The following is a 23903-nucleotide window of genomic DNA, read 5'->3' as shown; positions in this document are numbered from 1 at the left end:
GTTTCCGCTGGGGCCGCGGACTACAAAGTCCGCGCTACAGTCCGCGCTGCTTAGCTTTCGCGGAGGACGTAGCCCATGCCCACCACCGTATGAATCAGCTTGGTAGCAAACCCCTTATCGAGTTTTTTCCGCAGGTGGCTTACGTACACGTCGATGATGTTGGTGTTGGTGTCGAAGTTGAGCTCCCACACTTTTTCGGCGATGTCGACCCGCGAAATGACGCGGTTGCGGTTCAGCAGCAGGTATTCGAGCAGGGCGTATTCCTTGGTGGTGAGCTCGATGCGCTGGCCGGCGCGGGATACGGTTTTGGCGTCAAGGTTGAGTTCCAGGTCGGCCAGGCGCAGCACGCGCTTCACGGCGGTGGCCTCGGAATTGCGGCGCGTGAGCACGCGCGCCCGCAGCAGCAGCTCCTTGAACTCGAAAGGTTTTACCAGGTAGTCGTCGGCGCCGGCTTCGAAGCCGGTGACTTTGTTGTCGATGCTGTCGAGGGCCGTGAGCAGCAGCACGGGCAGGTGCGGCTGGTTGGCGCGGATGAGGCGGCACAGCTCGAAGCCGTTGAGCAGCGGCAGGTTCACGTCGAGGATGACCAGGTCGTAGGGGTTCTGCTCGACCAGGGAGCGGCCCATCTGGCCGTCGTAGGCCACGTCGATTTCGTAGCCTTCGTTGCGAAAGCCTTTGCACACAAACGAAGCCAGCTTGGGCTCGTCTTCCACGAGGAGGAGTTTCATGGGGAGGGAACGGGAAAAAGGGCCGGCCGGGCGGCCAGGCAATGCCCCATGGTACGGAGTATCGGCCCCAAGCAGCGAAAAATTCGGCCACGCTGCGGCGCTACGCCGGTGCCGCGGCCCGCTTTCAATCCAAGCCCAAAGTAACGTCGGCAAACCACCAAAACCGGCTTATTCCTCCACCCCGCCGTAAACCCAAGGGCTTAATCACCGCTTACAGTACCTATGCCAAGAACCATCATCGTCTCCAACCGCCTCCCCACCAAAGTTCAACGCACGGCCGACGGCCTCACTTTTCAGCCCAGCGAAGGCGGCCTGGCCACGGGCCTGGGCTCCATCTACCGGGCCGACGACAACGTGTGGGTGGGCTGGCCGGGCCTGTTTGTGGAAGACGAGTCGGAGCAGGAATTCGTGACCGCGCAGTTCGCCGACGACAGCATGGCGCCGGTGTTTCTCACCGAAAACGAAATCCGGGATTATTACGAAGGCTTCAGCAACGGCACGCTCTGGCCCACCTTCCACTACTTCGGCCAGCTGGCGTTGTTCGACGATGACCTGTGGCAAGCCTACGTGGCCGTGAACGAGAAATTCTGCCAGGCCGTGCTCGCCCAGGCCGGGCCCGACGACACCATCTGGGTGCACGACTACCAGCTGCTGCTGCTGCCCGAAATGCTGCGCCAGGCCCGGCCCGAGGCCACCATTGGCTTCTTCCTGCACATTCCGTTTCCTTCTTATGAGCTCATCCGGGTGCTGCCGTGGCGGGCCGAGCTGCTGCGCGGCCTGCTCGGGGCCGACCTCATCGGCTTCCACACCTTCGGCTACATGCGGCACTTTCTCAGCGCCGTGTCGCAGCTGCTGGGCCTGAGCAGCCAGCACGGCCAGATTGAAACGCCCACCCGCACGGTGCTGGTTGACGCTTTCCCGATGGGCATCGACTACCGGCGCTACGCCGACGCGGCGGCTTCCGAGGCTGCCGCCGCCCACGTGCGGGCCTACCGCGAGGGCCTGAAAGACGTGCGCGTCATCCTGAGCATCGACCGGCTCGACTACACCAAGGGCATTGCCCAGCGCCTGCGCGCCTTCGCCCTGCTGCTGGAGCGCTACCCCGAGTGGCGCGGCCAGGTGAGCCTGCTGATGGTGGTGGTGCCCTCGCGCGACCAAGTGGCGCAGTACCAGGAGCTCAAGGTAGAAATCGACGAGCTAGTGGGCCGCATCAACGCCCAATACCGCAGCATTACCTGGACGCCCATTCAGTATTTCTACCGCTCGTTTCCCTTTGAGGAGCTGGCGGCGCTCTACCGCCTGGCCGAAGTGGCCATGGTGACGCCCATGCGCGACGGCATGAACCTGGTGGCCAAGGAATTTGTGGCCAGCAAGGCCGACCAGCGCGGCGTGCTCATCCTCAGCGAGCGGGCCGGCGCGGCGCGCGAGCTGTCCGACGCCCTCATCATCAACCCCACCGACACCAAGCAGCTGGCCGAGGCGCTGCACGAGGCCCTGGTGATGCCCGAAGACGAGCAACAAACGCGCCTGGCCAACATGCAGGCCTTGGTGAAGCAGTACGACGTATTTGCCTGGACCAAGCTGTTTATGAGCCGCCTGGCCCACGCCAAGGCCGAGCAGCACAGCCTGGCCACGCTGCCCCTGAGCGCCGCCACCACCCAGCAGCTGGCGCAGGAATTTCAGGCGGCCGAAAACCGGCTGCTGCTGCTCGACTACGACGGCACCCTCACGCCCTTCCACGCCAACCCGCAGCGCGCCCAGCCCGACCAGGAGCTGCGCCTGCTGCTGCGCGCCCTCACCGACAACCCGCGCAACCGCGTGGTCATCATCAGCGGGCGCGACCGCACCACGCTGGAGGCCTGGCTGGGCCACCTGCCGCTGCACTTCATTGCCGAGCACGGCGTGTGGCTGCGCACGGCCGGCGAAGACTGGAGCCTGTTTCAGGAGCTGCGCGACGACTGGAAACGCAACATCCGGCCCGTGCTGGAGCTGTACGTGAGCCGCACGCCGGGCTCCTTCATCGAGGAAAAAGACTACTCCCTGGTGTGGCATTACCGCCGCGCCGACGCCGAGCTGGGCGCCAGCCGCGCCCGCGAGCTCACCAGCCACCTCACCTTTATGGCTTCCAACACCGATTTGCAGGTGCTGGAAGGCAACAAAGTGGTCGAAATCAAGAGCGCCGGCATCAACAAGGGCACGGCCGCCGCGCGCATCCTCAGCGCGAATCACCCGGATTTTATCCTGGCTCTGGGCGACGACCGCACCGACGAGGACACCTTCGGGGCCATGCCGCCCGAGGCCTACACCGTGAAGGTGGGCAGCGCCCCGCGCTCGCTGGCCCGCTATCACGTGCCCGGCGTGCCCGAGGTGCGCGCCCTGCTGCGCCGCCTGCTGTAGCGCCGCCGGCCGGCCGCGGCTTTTCACGCAAAACTCACGTACTGCGGCTTCAATGGGGCCGGCGCGGAGCCGGCCGGCTGGTGCGGGCGTCTCCGCTTTTCCAGCGTTTCATCCGGGCCGCAAGGGCTCCTTCGTCGCTGCCCGGGCCTGGGCAGCCCCCTTTTGCCAATGACCTTTTTTCCGTTCAACTACGAGCGGGCCCTCGCTTGGCTCGACCAACGCCTCCTCCGGCGCCTCTACACCGACCGGGTGCGGCGCCTGCTGCTGCAAAGCTTCCCGTTCTGGTTTGCGTCCATCGTCACGGGCTTCGTGGCCGTGGGCTACGAGCGGGTGTTTGTGTGGGCCGAGCAAACCAGCTTTGCCTGGCTGCGGCGCGAGCCGCTGCTGGCGTTTGGGCTCACGCCGCTGGCGTTTCTGGTGGCCTGGGCGGTGGTGCAGCGCTGGGCCCCGGCGGCCCGCGGCAGCGGCATCCCGCAGGTCATGGCCGGCATCGAGCTGTCCAATCCAGCCCACCACCAGCGCACGGGCTACTTGCTGAGTTTGCGCGTGGCGGTGGTGAAGGTCATCAGCAGCGTGGCCCTGCTGCTGGGCGGCGGCGTCATTGGCCGCGAAGGCCCCACCATTCAGATTTCGGCGGCCATTTTCCGGGCCATCAACCGGCTGCAGCCGGCGGGCTGGCCCCAGCTTTCGCGCCAGATTGCGCTGGTCACGGGCGGCGCGGCGGGGCTGGCGGCGGCCTTCAACACGCCCCTGGGCGGCATCGTGTTCGTGGTGGAAGAGCTGACCCAGATGCACATGGCGCGCTTCCGCATGGCGGTGTTTTCGGCCGTCATCATTGCCGGGCTCACGGCGCAGGCCATTCTGGGGCCCTACCTCTACCTGGGCTTTCCGAAGGTGACGGCCCACGCGGGCTGGTTTTTGGCCACGGTGGGGCTGGTGGCCCTGCTGTGCGGGCTGGCGGGGGCGCTGTTTGCCAAGGCGCTGCTGTGGCTGGGGCGCTACCGGCAGCGCTTTGCCACGCGGGCGGCGCAGGCGGGCTGGGTGCTGGCCTGCGGCCTGCTGATGGCGGGGCTGGCCTACGCCGTGGGCCAGGAAGGCGTGGGCACGGGCAAGCCCATCATCAACCGCCTCCTGTTCCAGAACGACGGCCAAACGCCGTGGTACCTGTTTCCGGCGCGCTTTGCGGGCATGGCACTGAGCTACAGCAGCGGGGCGGCGGGCGGCATTTTTGCCACCTCGCTCAGCGCCGGGGCCATCCTCGGCGACGGCCTGTGCCGGCTGGGCCGCGTGCCCGCGGAGGACCGCAACCTGCTCATTCTGGTGAGCATGGTGAGCTTCCTGACCGGGGTGGTCCGCTCGCCGTTCACGGCGGCCATTCTGGTGCTGGAAATGACGGACCGCCACTCGGCCATTTTTCAGCTGCTGCTCAGCGGCATGATGGCCCAGGCCGTGGCTTCGCTGGTCGATTCCCATTCCTTCTACGACCACCTCAAGCACGGCTTCCTGCGCGAAACCATGGCCCAGACGGTGGAGCCGCCCGCGCGGGAACCCCGGACGGCGCAGCCGGAAAACCTCGCCCCCTGATTCTCCCTGCCGGGAAAATGAACAAAGGAGACGCTCGCAGCCGTGCCGACGACACATCCGGCGGGCGAAAAAAAACTCCTACCGCTTGGGCGGCACCTCCAGCAGCAACTGTACGGTGCGCTTGCCGCCGGCGCGGGCGTTTAGCCACTGGCGCAGGCGCTGCTGCTCGGCGGCGGGCAGCGGGCGAATGGTGCGGATGGCCACCACCACGGTGGTGTCGGCGCGGAGCGAGTCGGCGGCGGGCTCCACGAGGCGGCTCAGGCCGAGCTGGCGCACGGTGGGGTGCTCGGCCTGCACTTCGCGCAGCAGTGCCGGGGCGGCGGGCAGGCCGGTGAGGGCGGGGTTGTCGGCCTGGGTGAGGGCCTGCTGCAGTTGGGAAAGGCGGGCGTCATAGGTGGCCAGGGTTTGCTCGTTGCGGCTTTGGACGTCTTCCAGCAGGCTGCTGCGCAAGCTTTGGGCATCGGTCGAGTCGAGGCGCGAGAGGCCCTGGCGCACGGTGAGGTTGGCCTGGGTGAGGTGGTAGGCGGGCAGTTGCTGGCGGGCCGCCCGCAGCTGCGCGGGCGTGAGCCGGTGTCCGGCCAGCAGCACGTTGATGCGGCGCTGGTCGGCCTCGATGCGGCGTGTGACGACGTAGGAGCCCGGCAAGTCCAACTGCTCGTCGATGAACAACTGCGCGTTGTGCGCAAACACCGTGCTTTGCACAATCCGCGACGCCAGGTACACGCTGGGCCCGCCCGTGAGCAGGGCCACGGCCCACAGGCTGAGCTGCACGCGCCGCGCCCGCTGCCGGCTCACGAAGGTGTGGTGCGGCAACGGCAGGATGCGCGCCACCAGAAACGTGGCCAAGCTGATGAACACGCAGTTGATGAAAAACAAGTACAGCGCGCCAAACAGATAGGCCCAGTGCGCCGTGGCCAGGCCGTAGCCGGCCGTGCACAGCGGGGGCATGAGGGCCGTGGCAATGGCCACGCCCGGAATGGCGTTGCCACGCTCGCGGCGGGTGAGGCCCACGGCGCCGGCCGCGCCGCCAAACAGGGCAATGAGCACGTCCCAGGTGGTGGGCTGGGTGCGGGCCAGCAGCTCGGAGCCGGCATCGGTGAGGGGAGTGAGCCGGAAATACACCGCTGAAACTGCCAAGCTGATGCCGGCCGCGATGAACAAGTTTTTCAGCCCGCGCCGCACGAGGTCGAGTTCCACGGTGGCTGCTCCGAACCCGATGCCCACAATCGGGCCCATGAGCGGCGAAATGAGCATGGCCCCAATGATGACGGCCGTGGAATTCACGTTGAGCCCCACCGAGGCCACCAGAATGGCGAACATGAGCACCCACAGGTTGGTGCCGCGAAAAGCCATGCCCTCTTCCACATCGGCCATGATTTCGGCCGGGTCGGCCATGTCATGGGAAAGGTCGAAGCGCTGACGGAGCCAACGGAACAGCGGAACACTCATGGGCGGCGGCAAGAGGTGGGCGGGGCGGCCACCCAAGCGGCTGGGCCAGCACAACCGTGGCAAGGTACGCTTTCCTGGTACCAACGACTGTTTTGCCCTTTCTCAACTGGAGAAATCACGGGCCGTGTGGCTTCCTGTTGCCGCGCGCCAGAGGCAAAGGAGCAACATCGCCTCAGCCGGGCAGGAACGCCGCTTCTGGTAAAGACTTTGCGCGCTCAGCATAAGGCCCTTGGTGAAGCGGCTGAAACAGAGCCTCGGCGAAGCACCCACGGCCCGAAATCAGGCCGCTTGCATCCAGTTGCGGGCCTGGTCAACGTCATCAAACACGCCCACCGTCACCAGCTGGCGCAGGTCCTGCAGCACGGCGTCGGTGTGCAGGCGGTTGGCGGGGTCGGGCATGGGAATCACCGCGTAGTGGGTGAACGGGGTTTCTTCCAGGGTTTGGGGCAGCCATTCGCGCAGCAGCCACTCCCGGTCGTCGGGGGTAGGGGCTTCGGGCATGGCGTGGTGGTCGGCCAAGATGCCCTTCAGGCGGTGGCGCCGCAGCAGGTTGCGAGCGTGCACGTACAGGGCCCGGAATTCGAGGCTGCTCAGCGGCGCGCCCGTCCAGTGCAGGGCCACGTACTCGCGGGGCACAAAATCGACCGAGCCCACGGCGTTGGAGAAGTAGTGAAGGGATTGAGACACGAGCAATAACGGAAAGGGCTTCATTATACGGGCGCTTCGGCGGTTCGGGACAATCCGCAGCCCCGCCCGGCGGCCGCGGCCCCGCCCCTTCTGCCTGGGCCAACGAGACCGCGAGATGAGAAAAGGCCCCTTACTGCCCCGTCCTCAGCAGTTTGTAAAACCCTTCGGCATAAGTGTCGCTGATGGGAATAAGTTGGTCGGCAATCTGGATTCGGTTTTTCTCGATGTGGTCAATTTTGTCGATGGCCACCAGAAACGACCGGTGCACGCGGGCAAACTCTTGAGATGGCAGCAGTTCCTCCAGCTTGGCAAAGCTGAGCAGGGTCATGATTTTCTCTTCGCGGGTGTGAATCCGGAGGTAGTCTTTCATGCCCTCCACGAAGAGAATATCGCGCGTGGCCACTTTCTGGATGCGGTGGCCCACTTTCAGAAAGATGTACTCCTGCTCGGGCTTCGCTTCGGTTTTCTCCTCCCTTTTTTCGGGGGCCGGGCGCGGGATTTGCTCCTGGTAGAGGCGCAGCACGGCTTTGTAGAACCGCTCGAACGTGAAGGGCTTCAGCAGGTAGTCGCGCACCTCCAAGTCGTAGGCTTTCAGCGCATACTGGTCGTAGGCGGTGGTGAGGACAATCAGGGGCTTGGGGTTCAGCATCGGGATGAAGCTGAGCCCGTCCAGGTCCGGCATGTTAATGTCGAGGAACAGCAGGTCGGGCTGGTCGGCCTGCAACGGAGCGGCGGCTTCCAGGGGGCTCATGTACGTCCCTTTCAGCTCCAGAAAAGGAACCTTGCGGATGTATTCCTCCAGTATTTCCTGGGCCAAGTACTCGTCCTCAATGATGCAGCAGCTGAGCTTTTCTTTCATGAGCCAATGCGTGAAGGCCGTGGATGGTGAGACGGACCGCAAAGGTGTCGCCGGTGTTCTCAATGGCGAGCGTGTGCTGGCCGGGATAGAGCATCGCCAGCCGTTTGCGGATGTTGGGCAGCCCGATGCCGCCGGGCTCGTCCAGCGCAGTAGCCGCCTTTTTCCCCATCGGGTTCTGCACACTGAACGCCAGGGTACCTTCGCTTACCTCTACCCGCACCTTTAGGTCGCCGGGTTCCAGGCGGGCGGGGCTGTGCTTGTAGGCGTTTTCGAGCAGGTGAATGAACAGCAGGGGGGCAATGCGGCAGGCTGCGGTCTCGCCCGCTATCTGCAGGTCCACCACCGGGCTGTTCTTGTAGCGAAGCTGCTGCAGGCTCACGTAATCCCGCAAATAGTCCATCTCCCGCGCCAGGGGCACCGTGGCCGCGTTGGACTCATAAATCATGTAGCGCATCAGCGAGGCCAGATGCATGACGGCCTCCGGGGCGGCCGGGGCCTGCTTGTAGACCAGCGTGTGGATGTTGTTGAGGGTATTGAACAGGAAGTGCGGGTTAATCTGCGACTTCAGGTAATTGAGCTCCGTTTCCGCAGCCTGTTTTTCCAGCTGCTCTTTCCGGATGGTGTTGAGCACCAGCGTTTCGGTGACTCGAGCCAGCCCGCTCAGAAAGAGAAAGATGGGTACCGTGGTAACGAGGTGCATCAGGTAATATCCAAAATCGAACGGCTTTTGGTGGAAAAGCAGAAACGGCAAGGGCCCCGTTGGCACGAGGGCCGCCAGCCGGGGCCAATAGCTTTTTCGCTGGCCGGCGTACCGGGTCAGCAGGTAGAAATGCGTGTAGAAGACGTACAGGCAGGTCGCCAGGAATCCGGCCGTGGTGCTGCGCCAATGGGCATCGGTTTCCCCGCTCAGCTGCAACACCACCAGCGAGGTGAACAAGCCCCAGACGACCAGGTGAATCAGCCAGAAGATTTTTTTGACGCGCTCCATGGCACAAAGGTGGGCGCTGCGGCGGTGGCCCGGGCCGCTGTTTCGACCAGCGGCGAGGGCTAATCTACGAGACGGGCAAAGGAGTCCGCCAGTGCTTTCGCGGCCGCAAAGCCCGGCTTGGTAGAGTGGTTGAGCGCATCAGCATATCGGGTTTTGCCAGCCGTGCCGGCCGCAGGTGCTTTGAACCAGGAAGCTGTTCAGCAGGTCAGAAAAGGACTTTCCAGCCAGCTCCTGAAAAATTCACGAAGCAAAACCGATATCATGGGAACGCACCCCTTGGGCCTCTCCATCCGCAATATCTCCAAAAAGTATGCGAATGGCGTGCAAGCCCTGCATAATGTGACGCTGAATGTTCCGCCGGGCATGTACGGCCTGCTGGGCCCGAATGGCGCCGGCAAATCCACCCTCATGCGCACGCTCGCCACGCTGCAGGAGCCCGACGAAGGACAGGTTTTCCTGGGCGATATCGACGTGATAAACCAAAAAGACGCCGTGCGCCAGACGCTGGGCTACCTGCCCCAGGAGTTCGGCGTGTACCCCAAGGCCAGCGCCGAGGAGCTGCTCGACTACTTCGCCGTGCTCAAAGGCCTCACCCAGCGGGCGGAGCGCCGGGCCACCACCGAGGCCCTGCTCCGGCAAACCAACCTCTGGGACAAGCGCAAGCAGAAGCTGGGCGGCTACTCCGGCGGCATGCGGCAGCGCTTTGGCGTGGCCGTGGCCCTGCTCGGCAACCCCAAACTGCTGATAGTGGACGAGCCCACCGCCGGCCTGGACCCGGCCGAGCGGGTGCGCTTCCTCAACCTGCTGAGCGAGCTGGGCGAAAACAGCGTGGTTATTCTCTCCACCCACATCGTGGAAGACGTCTCGGAGCTGTGCACCAACATGGCCATCATCAACCAGGGCCGCATCCTGCTGGAAGCGCAGCCCCTGGCGGCGGTGGCCTCCCTCAGGGGCCGCATCTGGCGCCAGCTGACCGACAAACAGGCCCTGCCGGCCCTGGAGCAGGAGCACCACGTCATTTCGGCCAAGCTCCTGAGCGGGCGCACCCTGGTGCACGTGCACAGCCCCGACCGGCCCGGCCCCAGGTTTGAACCGGTGGAGCCGGACCTGGAGGATGTGTATTTCAGCGCCATGACGGGCTGCTTCGCCCCGGCCAATCAGCAGCCAAACCAGGAGGAATAGCACGATGAAATTCCAGACGATTTTTGCCTTTGAATTCCGCTACCAGCTGCGCCGGGCCACCACCTGGCTCTATTTCGGGGCCCTGCTGGTCCTCGCGTTTCTGATTGTGACGGCCAATTATGCCTCCGATGCGCGCGACGGCTACTTTTTGGTGAATGCGCCCGTCGTCATTGCGTCGGTGGCGGTGATTTGCAGCGGTTTCTGGCTGGTCATCGGGGCCTCCGTGGCGGGCGAGGCGGCGGCCCGCGACGTGCAGACCCGCATGCATTTGCTCACCTACCCAGCCACCGCCAGCAAGGCTGCCTACCTGGGCGGGCGGTTTCTGGCGGCGTTGGCTCTCAACAGCTTTATGGTGCTGGCCGTGCCGCTGGGCACGCTGCTGGCCCTGTACGGCTCCGGGCTGGAAGCCGAGCTGCTGGGGCCGCTCCGGCCGGCGGCTTACCTGGCCACCTTGGGCTTCATTCTGTTGCCCAACGCCCTTTTTGCGACGGCCACACAGTTTTCGGTGGCCGCGCTCAGCCGCCGGGCTGTGGGCAGCTACTTGGGCGCCGCGGCCCTCTGGGCAACGGCCTACCTGCTGGGCTTCGCGCTGCAGCGGGCCGGGGACTGGCGGCACATGGTGGACCCCATGGGCTTTGCCCCGGTGATGGATTACCTGACCGCGTGGAGCCCGTTGGAGCGCAACGCGCGGCTGGTGTTGCCCGAGGGCTCCTTTCTGGCCAACCGCCTCTTTTGGCTCGCCGTTTCGCTGGGCCTGCTGGCGTTTACGTACGCCCGCTTTCGCTTCGTTTTGCCCGAAACCGGCTCCAAACCGAAGCCGGTCGAACAGCCCACAACGGGTCGGGTGGCCCGGGAGCAACCGCAGTGGGGCACGGGAGACGCGCGCCCACCGGCCCGGGAGCGGTTTGGCGTGGCCACGCAGCTGCGCCAGTTGCGCCGGCTCACCGGGGACGCGTTTTGGCAGCTCGCCCGCAGCAAGTCGGGGCTGCCCCTGCTGGCGGTGCTGGCCGGGCTGGCCGCGCTCACCCTCCGCGGCAACCTGAAGGCCCGCGGCGTGCCCTTGCTGCCCCGCACCGACTTTGTGCTGCACCTGCTGACGGCGCCGCTGACGGAACCGAAGTTTTGCACGATACTCCTCACCCTGCTCACCGTTTTTTACGCCGGCGAGCTGGTGTGGCGGGAGCGGGAAGCCGGCTTGAGCGACATTACCAACGCGGCCCCCGTGCCGGAATGGGTGCTGTTCGGGAGCCGCTTTCTGGCGCTGGGCCTGGTGGCGGGGGCGTGGCTGGTCTTGCTAATGGCGGCCGGCGGGACCGCGCAGGTACTCCTGGGTGGCACGGCTCCGGAAGTCGGGCTGTACCTGCAAACGTTCTTCGGACTGCAGTGGGTAGAGTGCCTGCTTTTTGCCCTGCTGGCCCTGCTGGTGCACGTGCTGGTGAATCAGAAATTCATTGGCCACTTGGTGGTGCTGGCCGTTTACGGGTTCCTGGTCTTTGCCCCCGTGCTGGGCATCGAGCACAAGCTGCTGGTGTTTTCCGCCAGCCCGCGCTGGACGTATACCGACATGGCTGGCTTCGGGCCGACGCTGGCGCCGTGGCTGTGGTTCAAGGGCTACTGGGCGGCGTGGGCGCTGTTGCTGGCGGTGGCGGGGGTGTTGTTCTGGGTGCGGGGCCGGGAAGCGGGAGTGGCCACCCGGCTGCAGTTGGCGCGCCGGCGCTTCACGGGTTCGTTGGTGCGGGTGGCGGCCGTGGCAGCGGTGGGCATTGCGGGGTTGGGCGGGTTTGTGTTTTATAACACCAACGTGCTGCACGACTACACCAACGCCTCGGCGGCGCAGCGGGCGGCCTACGAGCAGCGCTACCGCCGCTACCAGCACGCGCCCCAGCCCCAGCTCACCGGCGTGAACCTGCGGGTAGAAATATACCCCAGGCAGCAGAAAGCAGAAATACAGGGCACCTACTTGCTGGTAAACAACACGCCGGCAGCCATCGACTCGGTGCATCTGGCAACGGGAACGGAGGACGTGGAAACCACCGCCCTTGCCTTCGACCAGCCGGCCAGGCCAGTGCTGGTGGACGCGGAACAGGGCTACCGCATTTTCGCCCTGGCCAGACCGCTGCGCCCCGGCGACTCGCTGCGCCTGCGCTTTCACGTAAGGCACCAGGCGCGGGGCTTTTCCAACCGCGGTGCCGACGTGCAGGTGGTGGCCAACGGCAGCAGCTTCCGCAACCTGGAGTGGCTGCCCGTCATCGGCTACCAACCGTACCGGGAACTGGACGAGGCCGGCGCCCGCAAAGCGCACGGCCTGGCGCCCCGGCCGGCCACCTATTCGCTCCACGACGTGGCGGCGCGCCGCTACGCCCCGTTTCCCGAGCAAATCCGCTTCGAGGCCGTGGTGGGCACCGATGCCGGCCAGACGGTGGTGGCACCCGGCACCCTGCGCCGCACCTGGACCACCGCCGGCCGCCGCTATTTCCACTACGCCACCGACGCGCCCATCCGCAACGAGTACGCCTTTTTCTCGGCCCACTACGCGGTGCAGGAAGGCAAGTGGCATAATCCGTCGGCAGGCGCAGCGCAGGAGGTGGCCATTCAGATTTACTACCCGCCCGGAATGACGGAAAACCCGGCGCGCATGGTCAGCAGCACTCGGGCGGCGCTGGACTATTACACCCGGCAATTCGGGCCCTACCCGCACCGGCAGTTGCGCTTCGTGGCCCAGCCCGGGCATCATTTTGGCAACCACGCTTCCCCTATCAACATCACGGCGGGGGAAGGTTTTTTCCTGATGAACCCCACGGCCGACCAGCGGGGCTTCGACCTGGTGACGGCCGTGGTGGCGCACGAGGTGGCCCACCAGTGGTGGGGCAACCAGCTCAAGCAGGCCTACGTGGAGGGCGCCGGCCTCATCACCGAAAGCCTGGCCTGGTACTCGGCCATGGGCGTGCTGGAGGATAAATACGGCCCGGAATACCTGCCGGCGCTGCTGAGCTTCCTGCGGGAGGAAAACGAAACCCCGCGCACCCGCGCCGCCAAGCCGCTGCTGCAAGCCGACGGCTTTTACCAGAACTACCGCAAGGGTCCCTTCGCCCTGTATGCCTTGAGCCAGTACATGGGCCGCGACCGGATGAACGGCGCGCTCCGGCAGCTGCTGGCCAGGCACCGCCCCGGCACCCGGCCCTTTGCCACGTCGCTGGACCTGTACCAGGAGCTGCAAACGGCCACGCCCGACTCGCTCCGACCGTTGCTGCACGACCTGTTCCAGGCCAACACCTTCTGGGAATTGGCCACGGAAACCGCCACCGCCAAGCCGCTCAAAGGCGGCGCCTGGCAGGTCACGCTCGGTCTGCAAGCCAGCAAGCTGGTGGTGGACAGCGTGGGCACCGAAACGCAACGACCGATGACGGAATGGGTGGAAATCGGCGTCTTCGCCCCCGCTGCCGGCAAGGAAACAGGCAAGCCGCTCTACTTGAAAAAGCACCTCATCAGCACCGGCCAGCAGACGATTGTGCTGACGGTGCCGGCCCGCCCCGCCAAAGCGGGCATCGACCCGCGCCAGCTGCTGATTGATTGGGAAGCGACCGATAATTACAAGATGGTGCAGCCGAAATAAGCGCCACCAAGCCCCGGGCAAAAGCAAGGCAGAACCAACGCGGGAAGTACGCCCGCAGGGCGGCCCACGGGCCGGGCGCACTTTCCATCTCGACGCGGCCGCCAGCCCAGCTATGCGGCCTGCCTGGGCCCCTGGGCCATGCTAATATGCTACAGAAAGTTGCCAAAGCGGGGGACACGGGGCTGGCCAGAAACTCTACATTTGTAAAGAGCCGGCCTGCTTTTACCATCAATATTAATCCATTGATTATAAATTGTTTGCACCGGCATAATCTGATTTACTATTCCACTTACAGCTAGCCAGGCAAGTCCCCGCCTTCTCCGGTTATTGTAAGACACGGCGCAATGGGAAGGACCGGTTTTGTACGTTTTACTCTTTGCTGCTGGGCCATGGTGCTGGGCGGCATCGGGGCCGTGGGGAAGCCTTCGGTTCAGACCCAAAACCTGCGCGTCCTCAACCTCAAATGCGAGTACCAGGCCCACCCATTGGGCGTGCAGCGCCCCGCGCCCATCCTGAGCTGGGAAATCAGCGCCGGCCAGCGCAACACCGTGCAGACGGCCTACCAGGTGCTGGTTTCGGAGAGCCCGAAGCAGCTCAGGCAGGGATTGGGCGACGGTTGGGATTCGGGCAAAGTTGCTTCCAACGCATCCATCCAGGTGAGCTACGCGGGCAAGGCGTTGCAGCCAGCCCATACGTATTACTGGAAAGTAAGAACCTGGGACAACCACGGCGGCGCTTCCGAATGGTCGGCCCCGGCCGAGTGGCAAACGGGCCTGTTTGCGCCCGCCGACTGGAAAGGCGCCCAGTGGATTGCCTACGACCAGCTGCCCGCCGAGCGGGTGACCGTGCTCCCCGTGGACGGGGCCAAGGACACCTACCGCGACAATAATATTCTGCCCTTGTTGCGGAAGCAGTTCACGGCCAAGAAGCCCACCAAAGCCACGCTGTTCATCAGCGGCCTGGGGCAGTTTGAGGCCGTGCTGAATGGCCAGAAAGTAGGCAACCACTTCCTCGACCCCGGCTGGACCAAGTACGACAAGCAGGCGCAGTACGTGACGTTTGACGTGACGAGCCTGGTAAAAAGCGGCCCCAACGCGCTGGGCGTCATGCTCGGCAACGGCTTCTACTACGTGCCGCCGGTGAAGGAGCGCTACCGCAAGCTGAAGTCGGCTTTTGGGCACCCGAAGCTAATTTGCCGGCTGGCCTTGGACTACGCCGACGGCTCACACGCCGACGTGGTGACCGACCCCACCTGGCGCACCGCGGCCGGGCCGGTCACTTTCAGCAGCATCTATGGCGGCGAGGACTACAACGCGGGCCTGGAGCCCGCTGGCTGGGCCACGGCTGCTTTTCAGGATAAAAGCTGGCGGCCGGTTGTCCGCGTAGATGGCCCGGCCGAGCTGCTCACCCAGCAGCAGGAGCCGCTACAGACCTTCGATACCTTCACGGCCCAAAGCACGACCCAGCCCCAGCCCGGCAAGTGGGTGTACGACTTTGGCCAAAACGCCTCGGGCATCGTTGAGCTACAGGTGAAGGGCCAGCGGGGCGACACGCTGCGCATTACACCGGCCGAGCTGCTGGGGGCCGACAAAACGGTGACCCAGAAGAACACGGGGCGCGGCTTTTACTTCACGTATGTGCTGAAAGGCAGCGGCGTAGAAACCTGGCGGCCCCGCTTTACTTACTACGGCTTCCGCTACGCACAGGTGGAAGGTGGCGTGCCCAAAGGCCAGCCCAACCCGAGGAGCCAGCCCGAAATCCTGCGCCTCACGGCCCTGCACACCCGCAACGCGGCGGCCAGCGTGGGCACGTTCGCGTGCTCCAACGACCTGTTCAACCGCACCAATACGCTGATTGACTGGGCCGTAAAAAGCAACCTGGCCAGCGTGATGACCGACTGCCCGCACCGCGAAAAGCTGGGCTGGCTGGAGCAGACACATCTCATGGGCGCTTCGCTGCGCTACGGCTACGACATTGCCACGCTGTGCCGCAAAACCATTGCCGACATGCGCGCCTCGCAAACGGCCGACGGCTTGGTGCCCGAAATCGCGCCCGAATACGTGAAGTTTGAGTGGGGCGGCGACATGTTCCGCGACTCGCCGGAGTGGGGCAGCGCCAGCATCATCCTGCCCTGGTACGTGTACCAGTGGTACGGCGACCGCCAGGTGCTGGCCGAGAACTACGACCTGATGCAGCGCTACGTGGCCTACCTCGGCACGAAGGCGCAGGGCCACATTCTCTCGCAAGGCCTGGGCGACTGGTACGACCTCGGCCCCAAGCCGCCGGGCACCTCCCAGCTCACCCCATTGGGCGTAACCGGCACGGCTACTTACTATTACGACCTCACGCTGATGGCCGGCATTGCCCGGCTGCTGGGCAAAACCGCCGATGCCACGGCCTACGAGAAGCTGGGCGGGGAGGTCAAAACGGCTTTCAACGCCAAGTTTTTCAACCCCCAAACCAAGCAGTACGCCACCGGCAGCCAGACCGCCAATGCGATGGCCGTGTACATGGGCCTGGTGGCGCCGGCTGATAAAGCCGCGGTGGTCGAGAATATCGTGCAGGACCTGCGCACCCGCGACAACTCCCTGACGGCCGGCGACATTGGCTACCGCTACCTGCTGCGCGTGCTGGAAGACGCGGGCCGTTCCGACGTGATTTTTGCGATGAACAACCGGTCCGACGTGCCCGGCTACGGCTACCAGCTGGCCCACGGCGCCACGGCCCTCACCGAGTCGTGGGCCGCGCTGCCCACCGTATCGAACAACCACCTGATGCTGGGGCATTTGCAGGAGTGGTTTTACGGCAGCCTGGGCGGCATTCGGCCGGCTGATGGGTCGGTGGCCTTCAACCAGATTGACATCAAGCCCGAGCCGGTGGGCGACGTGACCAGCGCCCGGGCCAGCCACCAGTCGCCTTACGGGCTGATTGTGACGGACTGGAAAAAATCTACAAGCGGCTTTGAGCTGACGGTCACCATTCCGGCTAATACTACAGCTACGATTTATCTACCCGCCAGTGCTTCGGCGCGCATCACGGAAGGTGGGCAGCCGCTGGAGAAGCACGCGGAGCTGCAGTCGCTGGGCTTTGCGGAGGGCTGGGCGCGCATCAGGGCCGGTTCGGGGACTTATCATTTTTCTGCGGGTATATGAAAAAGCTGAACGTCATGCAGAGCATTCTGCGCATCAAGCAGAGGACGAGGCATCTCGCTCGGAATAGTAAATCAATCGTGCGGGCGAGATGCCTCGTCCTCTGCTTGATGCGCAGAATGCTCTGCATGACCGCAGGGCTTTGGCCAACTTCCGCTCATGCCCAAACCAAGCCTACAGCCGTGCCCGCCGCTGAGATGCAGCAGGTGTACGAGGAGGTGAAAACGCCCTACAAGTACGGCCTGGTGCTCGTCACCGACGACAACAAGAAGAAGATGGACTGCCCCAGCGTGTTCCGCAAAAACGGGCAGTGGTGGATGACTTACATCATCTACGACGGGCGCGGCTACGAAACCTGGCTGGCGCACAGCAAGGATTTATTGAAGTGGGAAACGAAAGGCAAAATCCTGTCTTTCACGGACACCACGGATTGGGACACCAACCAAAAAGCCGGCTATGTGGCCCTGCAAGACCCCAAGTGGGGCGGCAGCTACGAGTGGCAGCCCTACCAAGGCAAGTACTGGCTGTCGTACTTCGGCGGCAACTCGCGGGGGTACGAGAAGGGGGTTTTGTCCATCAGCCTGGCTTCTACCGATAAGGACCCGACCACCCTGCCCACCTGGCAGCGCCTGGCCAAACCCGTGCTGCGCCCCGACGACCAGGACGTGCGCTGGTGGGAAAACCACACCATCTATAAAAGCTCGGTGGTGTGGGATAAAAGCAAGCTCACCGGGCACCCGTTCGTGATGTACTACAACGCCAACGGCGACAGCCTCAACGCCAAGCGCGGCGCGGAGCGCATCGGCATGGCCGTGTCGGACGACATGACGCACTGGACGCGGTACCTGCGCAACCCCGTGCTCAACCACCACACCGGCATTACGGGCGACGCCTACCTGCAAAAGATGGACAACGGCTTGTGGACGATGTTCTATTTCGGCGCCTTCTACCCCGGCGTGAAGGGCGCCGTGAACCGCTTCGCCTGCTCCTATGACCTTACCCACTGGACCGACTGGACGGGAGCCAACCTTGTGGAGCCCTCCGAGCCTTACGACGAGCTGTTCGCCCACAAGTCCTTCGTGCTGAAATACAAAGGTGTTGTGTACCACTACTACTGCGCCGTCAACAAGCCCGACCAACGCGGTATTGCCGTGGCCACGTCGAAGGACTTAGGCAAGAGCACAGTAGCATTCATCGCGCCGCCCGTGAAGAGGCCGAAAGAACCCAAAAAATGACACAACACGAAGTAGCGACGCAACATATTGCGTCTCGTCGTTGAACGACCGGAAGCGCGCCGAACCACTTGAAGCCGCTCATACTAAACAACATCAGCAACGACGAGACGCAAAATGTTGCGTCTCTACATTCCCTACCGATGCTCCGCCTTCTCTCCCTCCTTCTACTCCTGTTACTCAGCGCCCAAAGCATCTTTGGGGAGCAGCCGGGCGCGCGGGTAACTGCCGACTTCAACCAGGGCTGGAGGTTCTACCTCGGCGACGATGCCGGCGCCAAAGACGCGGCCTTCAACGACGCCGCCTGGCGTGCGCTGGCACTGCCGCACGACTGGAGCATTGAGGGCAAATTCGACGAGAAAAACCCCGCCAAGCCCGAAGGCGGCGGCCTGCCCACCGGCATCGGCTGGTACCGCAAGACGTTCGTGCTACCGGCCACAGCTGGGCGCAACGTATTCATTGAATTCGACGGCGTGTACAAGCACAGCGAGGTGTGGCTGAACGGGCACTCGCTGGGCTACCGGCCGAACGGCTACATCTCCTTCCGCTACGAGCTGACGCCCTACCTGCGTCCCGCCGGCCAGCCCAACGTGCTGGCCGTGCGCGTCGATAACTCGGCTCAGCCAGATTCGCGCTGGTACACCGGCTCGGGCATTTACCGCAACGTGCGGCTGGTGACCACCCACCAGGTGGCGGTGGACGAGTGGGGCACCTTCGTGAGCACGCCTAACGTGAGCGCGCAGGCCGCCACCGTGGCCGTGCAAACCCAGCTGCGCAACGCCACCGGCCAGCCCCGCACGGTGAGCCTGCAAACGGTGCTGCTGGACCGCGGCGGCCAGGAAGTGGCGTGGCAACTGACCAGCGGCGTGAAGCTGAGCGGCACGGCGGCTACTGTTTCGCAGAAACTTACCCTGAAAAACCCGCATTTGTGGTCGGTGACGAAGCCCTACTTATACCGAGTGAAAACCACGGTGCTGGCCGGCCAGACAGTTGAGGATGAATACGAAACGCCGCTGGGCGTGCGCACCTGCGTGTTCGACGGCCAGCGCGGCTTTCTGCTGAACGGGCAGCCGCTGCGCATTCAGGGCGTGAACCAGCACCACGACCTGGGGGCGCTGGGGGCGGCCGTGAACGTGCGCGCCATGCAACGGCAGCTGCAGATTTTGCGGGCCATGGGCTGCAACTCCATTCGCATGTCGCACAACCCGCCCGCACCGGAACTGCTGGACTTGTGCGACCGGATGGGCTTTCTGGTAATGGACGAGGCGTTCGACATGTGGCAGAAAAAGAAGAACTCGCAGGACTACCACCTCGATTTCAAGGAGTGGCACCGGCGCGACCTGGAAGACCAGATTCGGCGCGACCGCAACCACCCGAGCGTGTTTGTGTGGAGCATCGGCAACGAAATCCGGGAGCAGTTCGACAGCACCGGCACCCGCTTGGCCCGCGAGCTGACCGCCACCGTGAAGCGCCTCGACCCCACGCGGCCCGTCACCTCGGCCCTCACCGAGCAGGTACCCGAAAAGAACTTCATCAGCCAGGCCGGCGTGCTCGACGTGCTGAGCTTCAACTACAAGCACGCTGATTACCCTGAGCTGCCCAAGCGCTTCCCCGGCCAGAAATTCTTGGCTACCGAAATCGCGGCGGCTTACGAAACGCGCGGCCACTACGACCTGCCCTCCGACAGCCTGCGCATCTGGCCCAAGGACGGCAAAACCAAGCTCACCACCGGCAACGCCGACTTCACCGCCTCCAGCTACGACCACGCTGCGCCCTACTGGGGCGCCACCCACGAGGCCGCCTGGCGGGCCGTCCGCAACAGCCCGTTTATCAGCGGGGCCTTCGTGTGGAGCGGCTTCGACTACCTGGGCGAGCCCCTGCCCTACCCCTGGCCGGCCCGCAGTTCCTACTTCGGCCTCATCGACCTGGCCGGCTTCCCCAAAGACGCCTACTACCTCTACCAGAGCGAGTGGACCACCCAACCCGTGCTGCACCTGCTGCCCCACTGGAACTGGCGCCCCGGCCAAACCGTGGACGTGTGGGCCTACTACAGCCAGGCCGACGAGGTGGAGCTTTTCCTTAATGGCAAGTCGCTGGGAGTTAAAAAGAAAGGCGCCGACGACCTGCACGTGATGTGGCGCGTGCCCTTTGCGCCCGGCACCCTGCAAGCCATCTCGCGCCGAGCTGGCAAAACCATCCTCACCAGCACCGTGAAAACCGCCGGCCCCGCCGCCAAAATCGAGCTAACCGCCGACCGGAGCCAGCTACGGGCCGATGCCAAAGACTTGTCCTTTATAACAGTCCGGGTGCTAGATGCGGCGGGCAACCTAGTGCCTGACGCGGCCAATCTGGTGAAGTTTACGGTGAGCGGGCCGGGCTTCGTGGCGGGCGTGGACAATGGGTATCAGGCCAGCATGGAGCCCTTTAAAGCCTCCGAGCGCAAGGCTTACAACGGAATGTGCCTGACGATTATTCAGACTGAGGAACAGGCGGGAGCCATTACCATTAAGGCCACAGCCGACGGGCTGTCACCGGCTTCCGTGACGCTCACCAGCAACTAATCCACCTCATGTTTTTAGCTCAGAATATCTTACCCGAATGCCTGCATGGTTGTAAAGACGCAACACTTCGCGTGTCACGTCAGAACGACCATAATGGTGCACATTCAGCAACGACAAGACGTAAGGTATTGCGTCTCTACATCGTTCTGATTGGCTTCTTGTTACCCATTGCTACGCGCGCCCAGGAAGCCAGCGTATACTTCTTCCCCAACGTTTCGCACGCCCCCGCCATCTACCCCGGCCCCGAAGCCGACGGCTACCAGGTGCCGCAGCTCACCGAAATCAACCGCGACCGGACGCGGGCCACAGCCTACTCTTTCACCTCTGAAAAAGACGCGCTGACCGGCAACCGCAGCCTCAGTTCACGCGTGCAGCTGCTCAACGGCTTGTGGGATTTCAGCTTCGCCAGCAAGCCGGCCGATGCGCCCCGTGACTTCTACAAGAGCCGCGTGAAGGGCTGGAAGCAGTTGGCCGTGCCCTCAAACTGGGAGATGGACGGCTACGACCTGCCGATTTACAAAAGCGCTAAGTACCCGTTTCGGCCCGTCGACCCGCCCTACGTGCCGCAAGACTACAACGGCGTGGGCTCGTACCAGCGCAGCTTCACGGTGCCGGCCGGCTGGCAGAATCAGAACGTGACGCTGCACTTTGGCGGCGTCAGCTCGGCGTTTAAGGTGTGGGTAAACGGGAAGTTTTTGGGCTATGGCGAGGACAGCTGCCTGCCGTCGGAGTTCAACGTGACGCCGTATGTGCAGGCGGGCGAGAACGTGGTATCGGTGCAGGTAATGCGCTGGTCGGATGGCAGCTACCTGGAGGACCAGGACCACTGGCGGCTGAGCGGCATCTTCCGCGAGGTACAGTTGCTGGCCGAGCCCAAGCTGCGCATCGCCGACTTTCACTGGCAGGCCAAGCTGGACAAACAGTACAAAGACGCCGTGCTGAGCATCCGCCCGCGCCTCGAAAACCTGACCGGCAACAACGACATTGCCGGCTACCAGGTGAAGGCCCAGCTCTTCGATAAAGCGGGCGTGGCGGTATTGGAAAAGCCCTTGCAGCGCACCGCCGAAAGCATCATCAACGAGCCCTACCCGCGCCTCGACAATGCCAAGTTTGGCCTGCTCGAAACCACCGTGCGCAACCCGCTGAAGTGGAGCGACGAGGCCCCCAACCTCTACACGCTGGTGCTCACGCTGACCGACAAAACCGGCGCGGTGCTGGAGGCCAAAAGCTGCAAAGTGGGCTTCCGCAGCATCGAGTTTTCGAAGGAAAACGGCAAGCTGCTCATTAATGGCAAGCTGACTTACCTCTACGGCGTGAACCGCCACGACCACCACCCTACCAAGGGCATGGCCGTGAGCCGCGACGACATTCGGGAAGACGTGCGCACACTCAAGCAGTTCAATTTCAATTGCATCCGCACCAGCCACTACCCCAACGACCCGTACTTCTACGACCTCTGCGACGAGTACGGCATCCTCGTTATCGACGAAGCCAACCTCGAAACCCACGGCCTGGGCTCCAAACTCAGCAACGACCCGGCCTGGACGCCCGCCTACCAGGAGCGCAGCATGCGCATGGCCCTGCGCGACAAAAACCACCCCAGCATCATCTTCTGGAGCCTCGGCAACGAGAGCGGCCGCGGCCCGAACCACGCCGCCATGGCCGCCTGGCTGCACGATTTCGACATCACCCGGCCCATCCACTACGAGCCCGCGATGGGCGACCCGCACCTCGACGGCTACATCGACCCCAACGACCCTGCCTACCCCAAAAACCACGCCTACCGCATCCAGACGCCCCGTGACCAGGCCTACGTCGACATGGTGAGCCGCATGTACCCCGGCCTGTTTACGGCCGAGCTGCTGGCCAACCAGCAAAACGGCGACACCCGGCCCATTTTCTTCTGCGAATACGCCCACTCCATGGGCAACGCCACCGGCAACATGAAAGAGTTCTGGGACGGCTGGCGCGCCACCAAGCGCGTGATTGGCGGCTGCATCTGGGAGTTCAAGGACCAGGGCCTGCTGAAAAAGGACTCGACCGGCACCGCCTTCTACGCCTACGGGGGCGACTTTCAGGAGAAATACTACGACGACTTCACCATCAAGGGCATCGTGGCCTCGGACGGCAAGCCACACGCCGCCATCTACGAGTGCAAGCGCGTGTACCAGCCTGCCGAATGCACGCTGACGGATGCGGGCCAAGGCCTGATTAAGGTCGAAAACCGCCACGCCAGCAAGTCATTGACCGACTACGCCGTGACCCTGGTAGTGCGCGAGGACGGCCGCGTGGTGAGCACCAAACTGCTGCCGCGTCTGCGTTTGGCCGCCGGACGCGACACGGTGCTGTCGCTCAAGCCCTACCTGCCCAAAATGAAGGCTGGGGCGGAGTATCTGGCTACTATTTCCTTCGCGTTGCCCCAGGCGCTGGCCTGGGCTGAGGCGGGCCACGAAGTCGCCAGCAACCAGTTTGCCCTGAGTGGTTTGGCCCAGCCCACGAAGCCCGCTAAAGCCTCCCCGGCCGTGGCCGTTCGGGAGGAACCCGCCGCCTACGTGCTCAGTGGCAAGGACTTCCAGGTGAGCATTGCCAAGGCCACCGGCGCGCTCACCTCTTACCGCTACCAGGGCACTGAGCAGCTGGCGGCCCCGCTGCTGCCCCATTTCACCCGCCCGCTCACCGACAACGACCGCCGCGGCTGGAAAGCCGATAAGAAGCTGAAGGAGTGGTTCACGGCCGCGCCTAAGCTGCAAAGCCTGATGCTGGACAAATCGCAGCCCGGCCAGCCCAGCCTCACCAGCACCTACACGCTCATCGAGGACAAAACCACCGTGCGCGTGACCTATACCCTGAACGGTGATGGCACGCTGAAAGTAGCTTATGCTTTAGCTCCCGCCGCCGGCTTGCCCAATATCCCGCGCGTGGGCATGCAAATGGGCGTCAAGCGCGCCTACGATAATATTAGCTTCTATGGTCGGGGGCCGATGGAAAACTACATCGACCGCCGCTACGGCTTCGACGCGGGTATTTATACCCAGCCGCTCAGCGAGTTTGCCGATTCCTACGTGGTGCCCATGGAGTACGCCAACCGCACCGACGTGCGCTGGATGCAGCTCGCCGACCAGCAAAAAACCGGCCTGCTGGTGGTGGCCGACAGCCTCCTGAGCATGAGCGCCTGGCCCCACACCGAGCAGAACATCCAGACCGCCCGCCACACCAACAAGCTCAAAGACGCCGGCTTCATCACCCTCAACATCGACCTCGCCCAAATGGGCGTCGGCGGCAATACGAGTTGGGACGCCCAAGCCGCGCCCATCGACCAGTACCAGCTGCCCGCGAAGCCTTATAGCTACAGCTTCTACCTGCTGCCTGTAAGCGGCAAAAAGGACGCGAGCAAGCTGGCGCGGAGCGTTCGATTTGATAGTCAATCAAACCGTCATGCAGAGCGCAGCGAAGCATCTCGCGTGCTGAAGTAAT

The 23903-nt window shown here is 64.0% G+C and carries 13 protein-coding genes; 8 read left to right on the top strand and 5 right to left on the bottom strand.

Annotation, left to right across the window (positions count from 1 at the left end):
• Positions 1-50: 50 nt before the first annotated feature.
• Complete coding sequence (locus I2H31_RS09070; protein WP_196292702.1) at positions 51-728, bottom strand: response regulator transcription factor; 678 nt, start codon at positions 726-728, stop codon at positions 51-53.
• Between the two features lie 222 nt (positions 729-950).
• On the opposite strand from I2H31_RS09070, the gene I2H31_RS09065 reads away from it, so the two are divergent.
• Positions 951-3125, top strand: coding sequence for a bifunctional alpha,alpha-trehalose-phosphate synthase (UDP-forming)/trehalose-phosphatase (locus tag I2H31_RS09065; protein WP_196292701.1), 2175 nt, complete (start codon positions 951-953; stop codon positions 3123-3125).
• 168 nt (positions 3126-3293) lie between these two features.
• Positions 3294-4709, top strand: a complete 1416-nt coding sequence (locus I2H31_RS09060) for a chloride channel protein (RefSeq protein ID WP_196292700.1) — start codon at positions 3294-3296, stop codon at positions 4707-4709.
• 78 nt (positions 4710-4787) lie between these two features.
• Here the strand turns inward: I2H31_RS09060 and I2H31_RS09055 are convergent, their stop codons facing one another.
• The 4 genes from I2H31_RS09055 to I2H31_RS09040 all read right to left on the bottom strand — a co-directional run bounded on the left by I2H31_RS09055 (position 4788) and on the right by I2H31_RS09040 (position 8692).
• Positions 4788-6158, bottom strand: a complete 1371-nt coding sequence (locus tag I2H31_RS09055; RefSeq protein WP_196292699.1) for a DUF389 domain-containing protein — start codon at positions 6156-6158, stop codon at positions 4788-4790.
• A 279-nt stretch (positions 6159-6437) separates the two neighbouring features.
• Entirely contained in the window at positions 6438-6845 is a 408-nt protein-coding gene (locus tag I2H31_RS09050) for a hypothetical protein (protein ID WP_196292698.1), read from the bottom strand.
• A 130-nt stretch (positions 6846-6975) separates the two neighbouring features.
• The gene (locus I2H31_RS09045; RefSeq protein ID WP_196292697.1) at positions 6976-7704 is read right to left on the bottom strand and encodes a LytR/AlgR family response regulator transcription factor; all 729 of its coding nucleotides are present in this window, start codon (positions 7702-7704) and stop codon (positions 6976-6978) included.
• A complete protein-coding gene (locus I2H31_RS09040; RefSeq protein WP_196292696.1) occupies positions 7673-8692 on the bottom strand; it encodes a sensor histidine kinase in 1020 nt (339 codons plus the stop codon). The genes I2H31_RS09045 and I2H31_RS09040 overlap by 32 nt, the downstream gene beginning before the upstream one ends.
• A gap of 276 nt (positions 8693-8968) precedes the next feature.
• On the opposite strand from I2H31_RS09040, the gene I2H31_RS09035 reads away from it, so the two are divergent.
• The 6 genes from I2H31_RS09035 to I2H31_RS09010 all read left to right on the top strand — a co-directional run bounded on the left by I2H31_RS09035 (position 8969) and on the right by I2H31_RS09010 (position 23902).
• Positions 8969-9874, top strand: a complete 906-nt coding sequence (locus I2H31_RS09035; protein ID WP_196292904.1) for an ABC transporter ATP-binding protein — start codon at positions 8969-8971, stop codon at positions 9872-9874.
• Positions 9875-9878: 4 nt separating this feature from the next.
• A complete protein-coding gene (locus tag I2H31_RS09030; RefSeq protein ID WP_196292695.1) occupies positions 9879-13487 on the top strand; it encodes a M1 family aminopeptidase in 3609 nt (1202 codons plus the stop codon).
• A 389-nt stretch (positions 13488-13876) separates the two neighbouring features.
• On the top strand, positions 13877-16639 hold the full coding sequence (locus tag I2H31_RS09025; protein ID WP_196292694.1) for a family 78 glycoside hydrolase catalytic domain: 2763 nt from the start codon (positions 13877-13879) through the stop codon (positions 16637-16639).
• A gap of 179 nt (positions 16640-16818) precedes the next feature.
• Positions 16819-17871 (top strand): glycoside hydrolase family protein, encoded by a 1053-nt coding sequence (locus I2H31_RS09020; protein ID WP_317192205.1) that lies wholly within the window; start codon positions 16819-16821, stop codon positions 17869-17871.
• A gap of 140 nt (positions 17872-18011) precedes the next feature.
• Complete coding sequence (galB, locus tag I2H31_RS09015; protein WP_196292692.1) at positions 18012-20429, top strand: beta-galactosidase GalB; 2418 nt, start codon at positions 18012-18014, stop codon at positions 20427-20429.
• A gap of 158 nt (positions 20430-20587) precedes the next feature.
• The gene (locus I2H31_RS09010) at positions 20588-23902 is read left to right on the top strand and encodes a glycoside hydrolase family 2 TIM barrel-domain containing protein (RefSeq protein ID WP_230687616.1); all 3315 of its coding nucleotides are present in this window, start codon (positions 20588-20590) and stop codon (positions 23900-23902) included.
• Position 23903 lies beyond the last annotated feature (1 nt).

It is taken from the genome of Hymenobacter ruricola (assembly GCF_015694525.1).
Taxonomy (GTDB): Bacteria; Bacteroidota; Bacteroidia; order Cytophagales; family Hymenobacteraceae; genus Hymenobacter; species Hymenobacter ruricola.
Note: the sequence above shows the minus strand (reverse complement) of the source record. Positions and strands in the feature narration are given on the sequence as shown.

Excerpts from the sequence above, each read along its gene's own strand:
- I2H31_RS09055 (WP_196292699.1), bottom strand. The coding sequence starts at position 6,158 with ATGAGTGTTCCGCTGTTCCGTTGGCTCCGTCAGCGCTTCGACCTTTCC.
- I2H31_RS09025 (WP_196292694.1), top strand. The coding sequence starts at position 13,877 with ATGGTGCTGGGCGGCATCGGGGCCGTGGGGAAGCCTTCGGTTCAGACC.
- I2H31_RS09065 (WP_196292701.1), top strand. The coding sequence starts at position 951 with ATGCCAAGAACCATCATCGTCTCCAACCGCCTCCCCACCAAAGTTCAA.
- I2H31_RS09045 (WP_196292697.1), bottom strand. The coding sequence starts at position 7,704 with ATGAAAGAAAAGCTCAGCTGCTGCATCATTGAGGACGAGTACTTGGCC.
- I2H31_RS09040 (WP_196292696.1), bottom strand. The coding sequence starts at position 8,692 with ATGGAGCGCGTCAAAAAAATCTTCTGGCTGATTCACCTGGTCGTCTGG.
- I2H31_RS09070 (WP_196292702.1), bottom strand. The coding sequence starts at position 728 with ATGAAACTCCTCCTCGTGGAAGACGAGCCCAAGCTGGCTTCGTTTGTG.
- I2H31_RS09030 (WP_196292695.1), top strand. The coding sequence starts at position 9,879 with ATGAAATTCCAGACGATTTTTGCCTTTGAATTCCGCTACCAGCTGCGC.
- I2H31_RS09060 (WP_196292700.1), top strand. The coding sequence starts at position 3,294 with ATGACCTTTTTTCCGTTCAACTACGAGCGGGCCCTCGCTTGGCTCGAC.
- galB (WP_196292692.1), top strand. The coding sequence starts at position 18,012 with ATGCTCCGCCTTCTCTCCCTCCTTCTACTCCTGTTACTCAGCGCCCAA.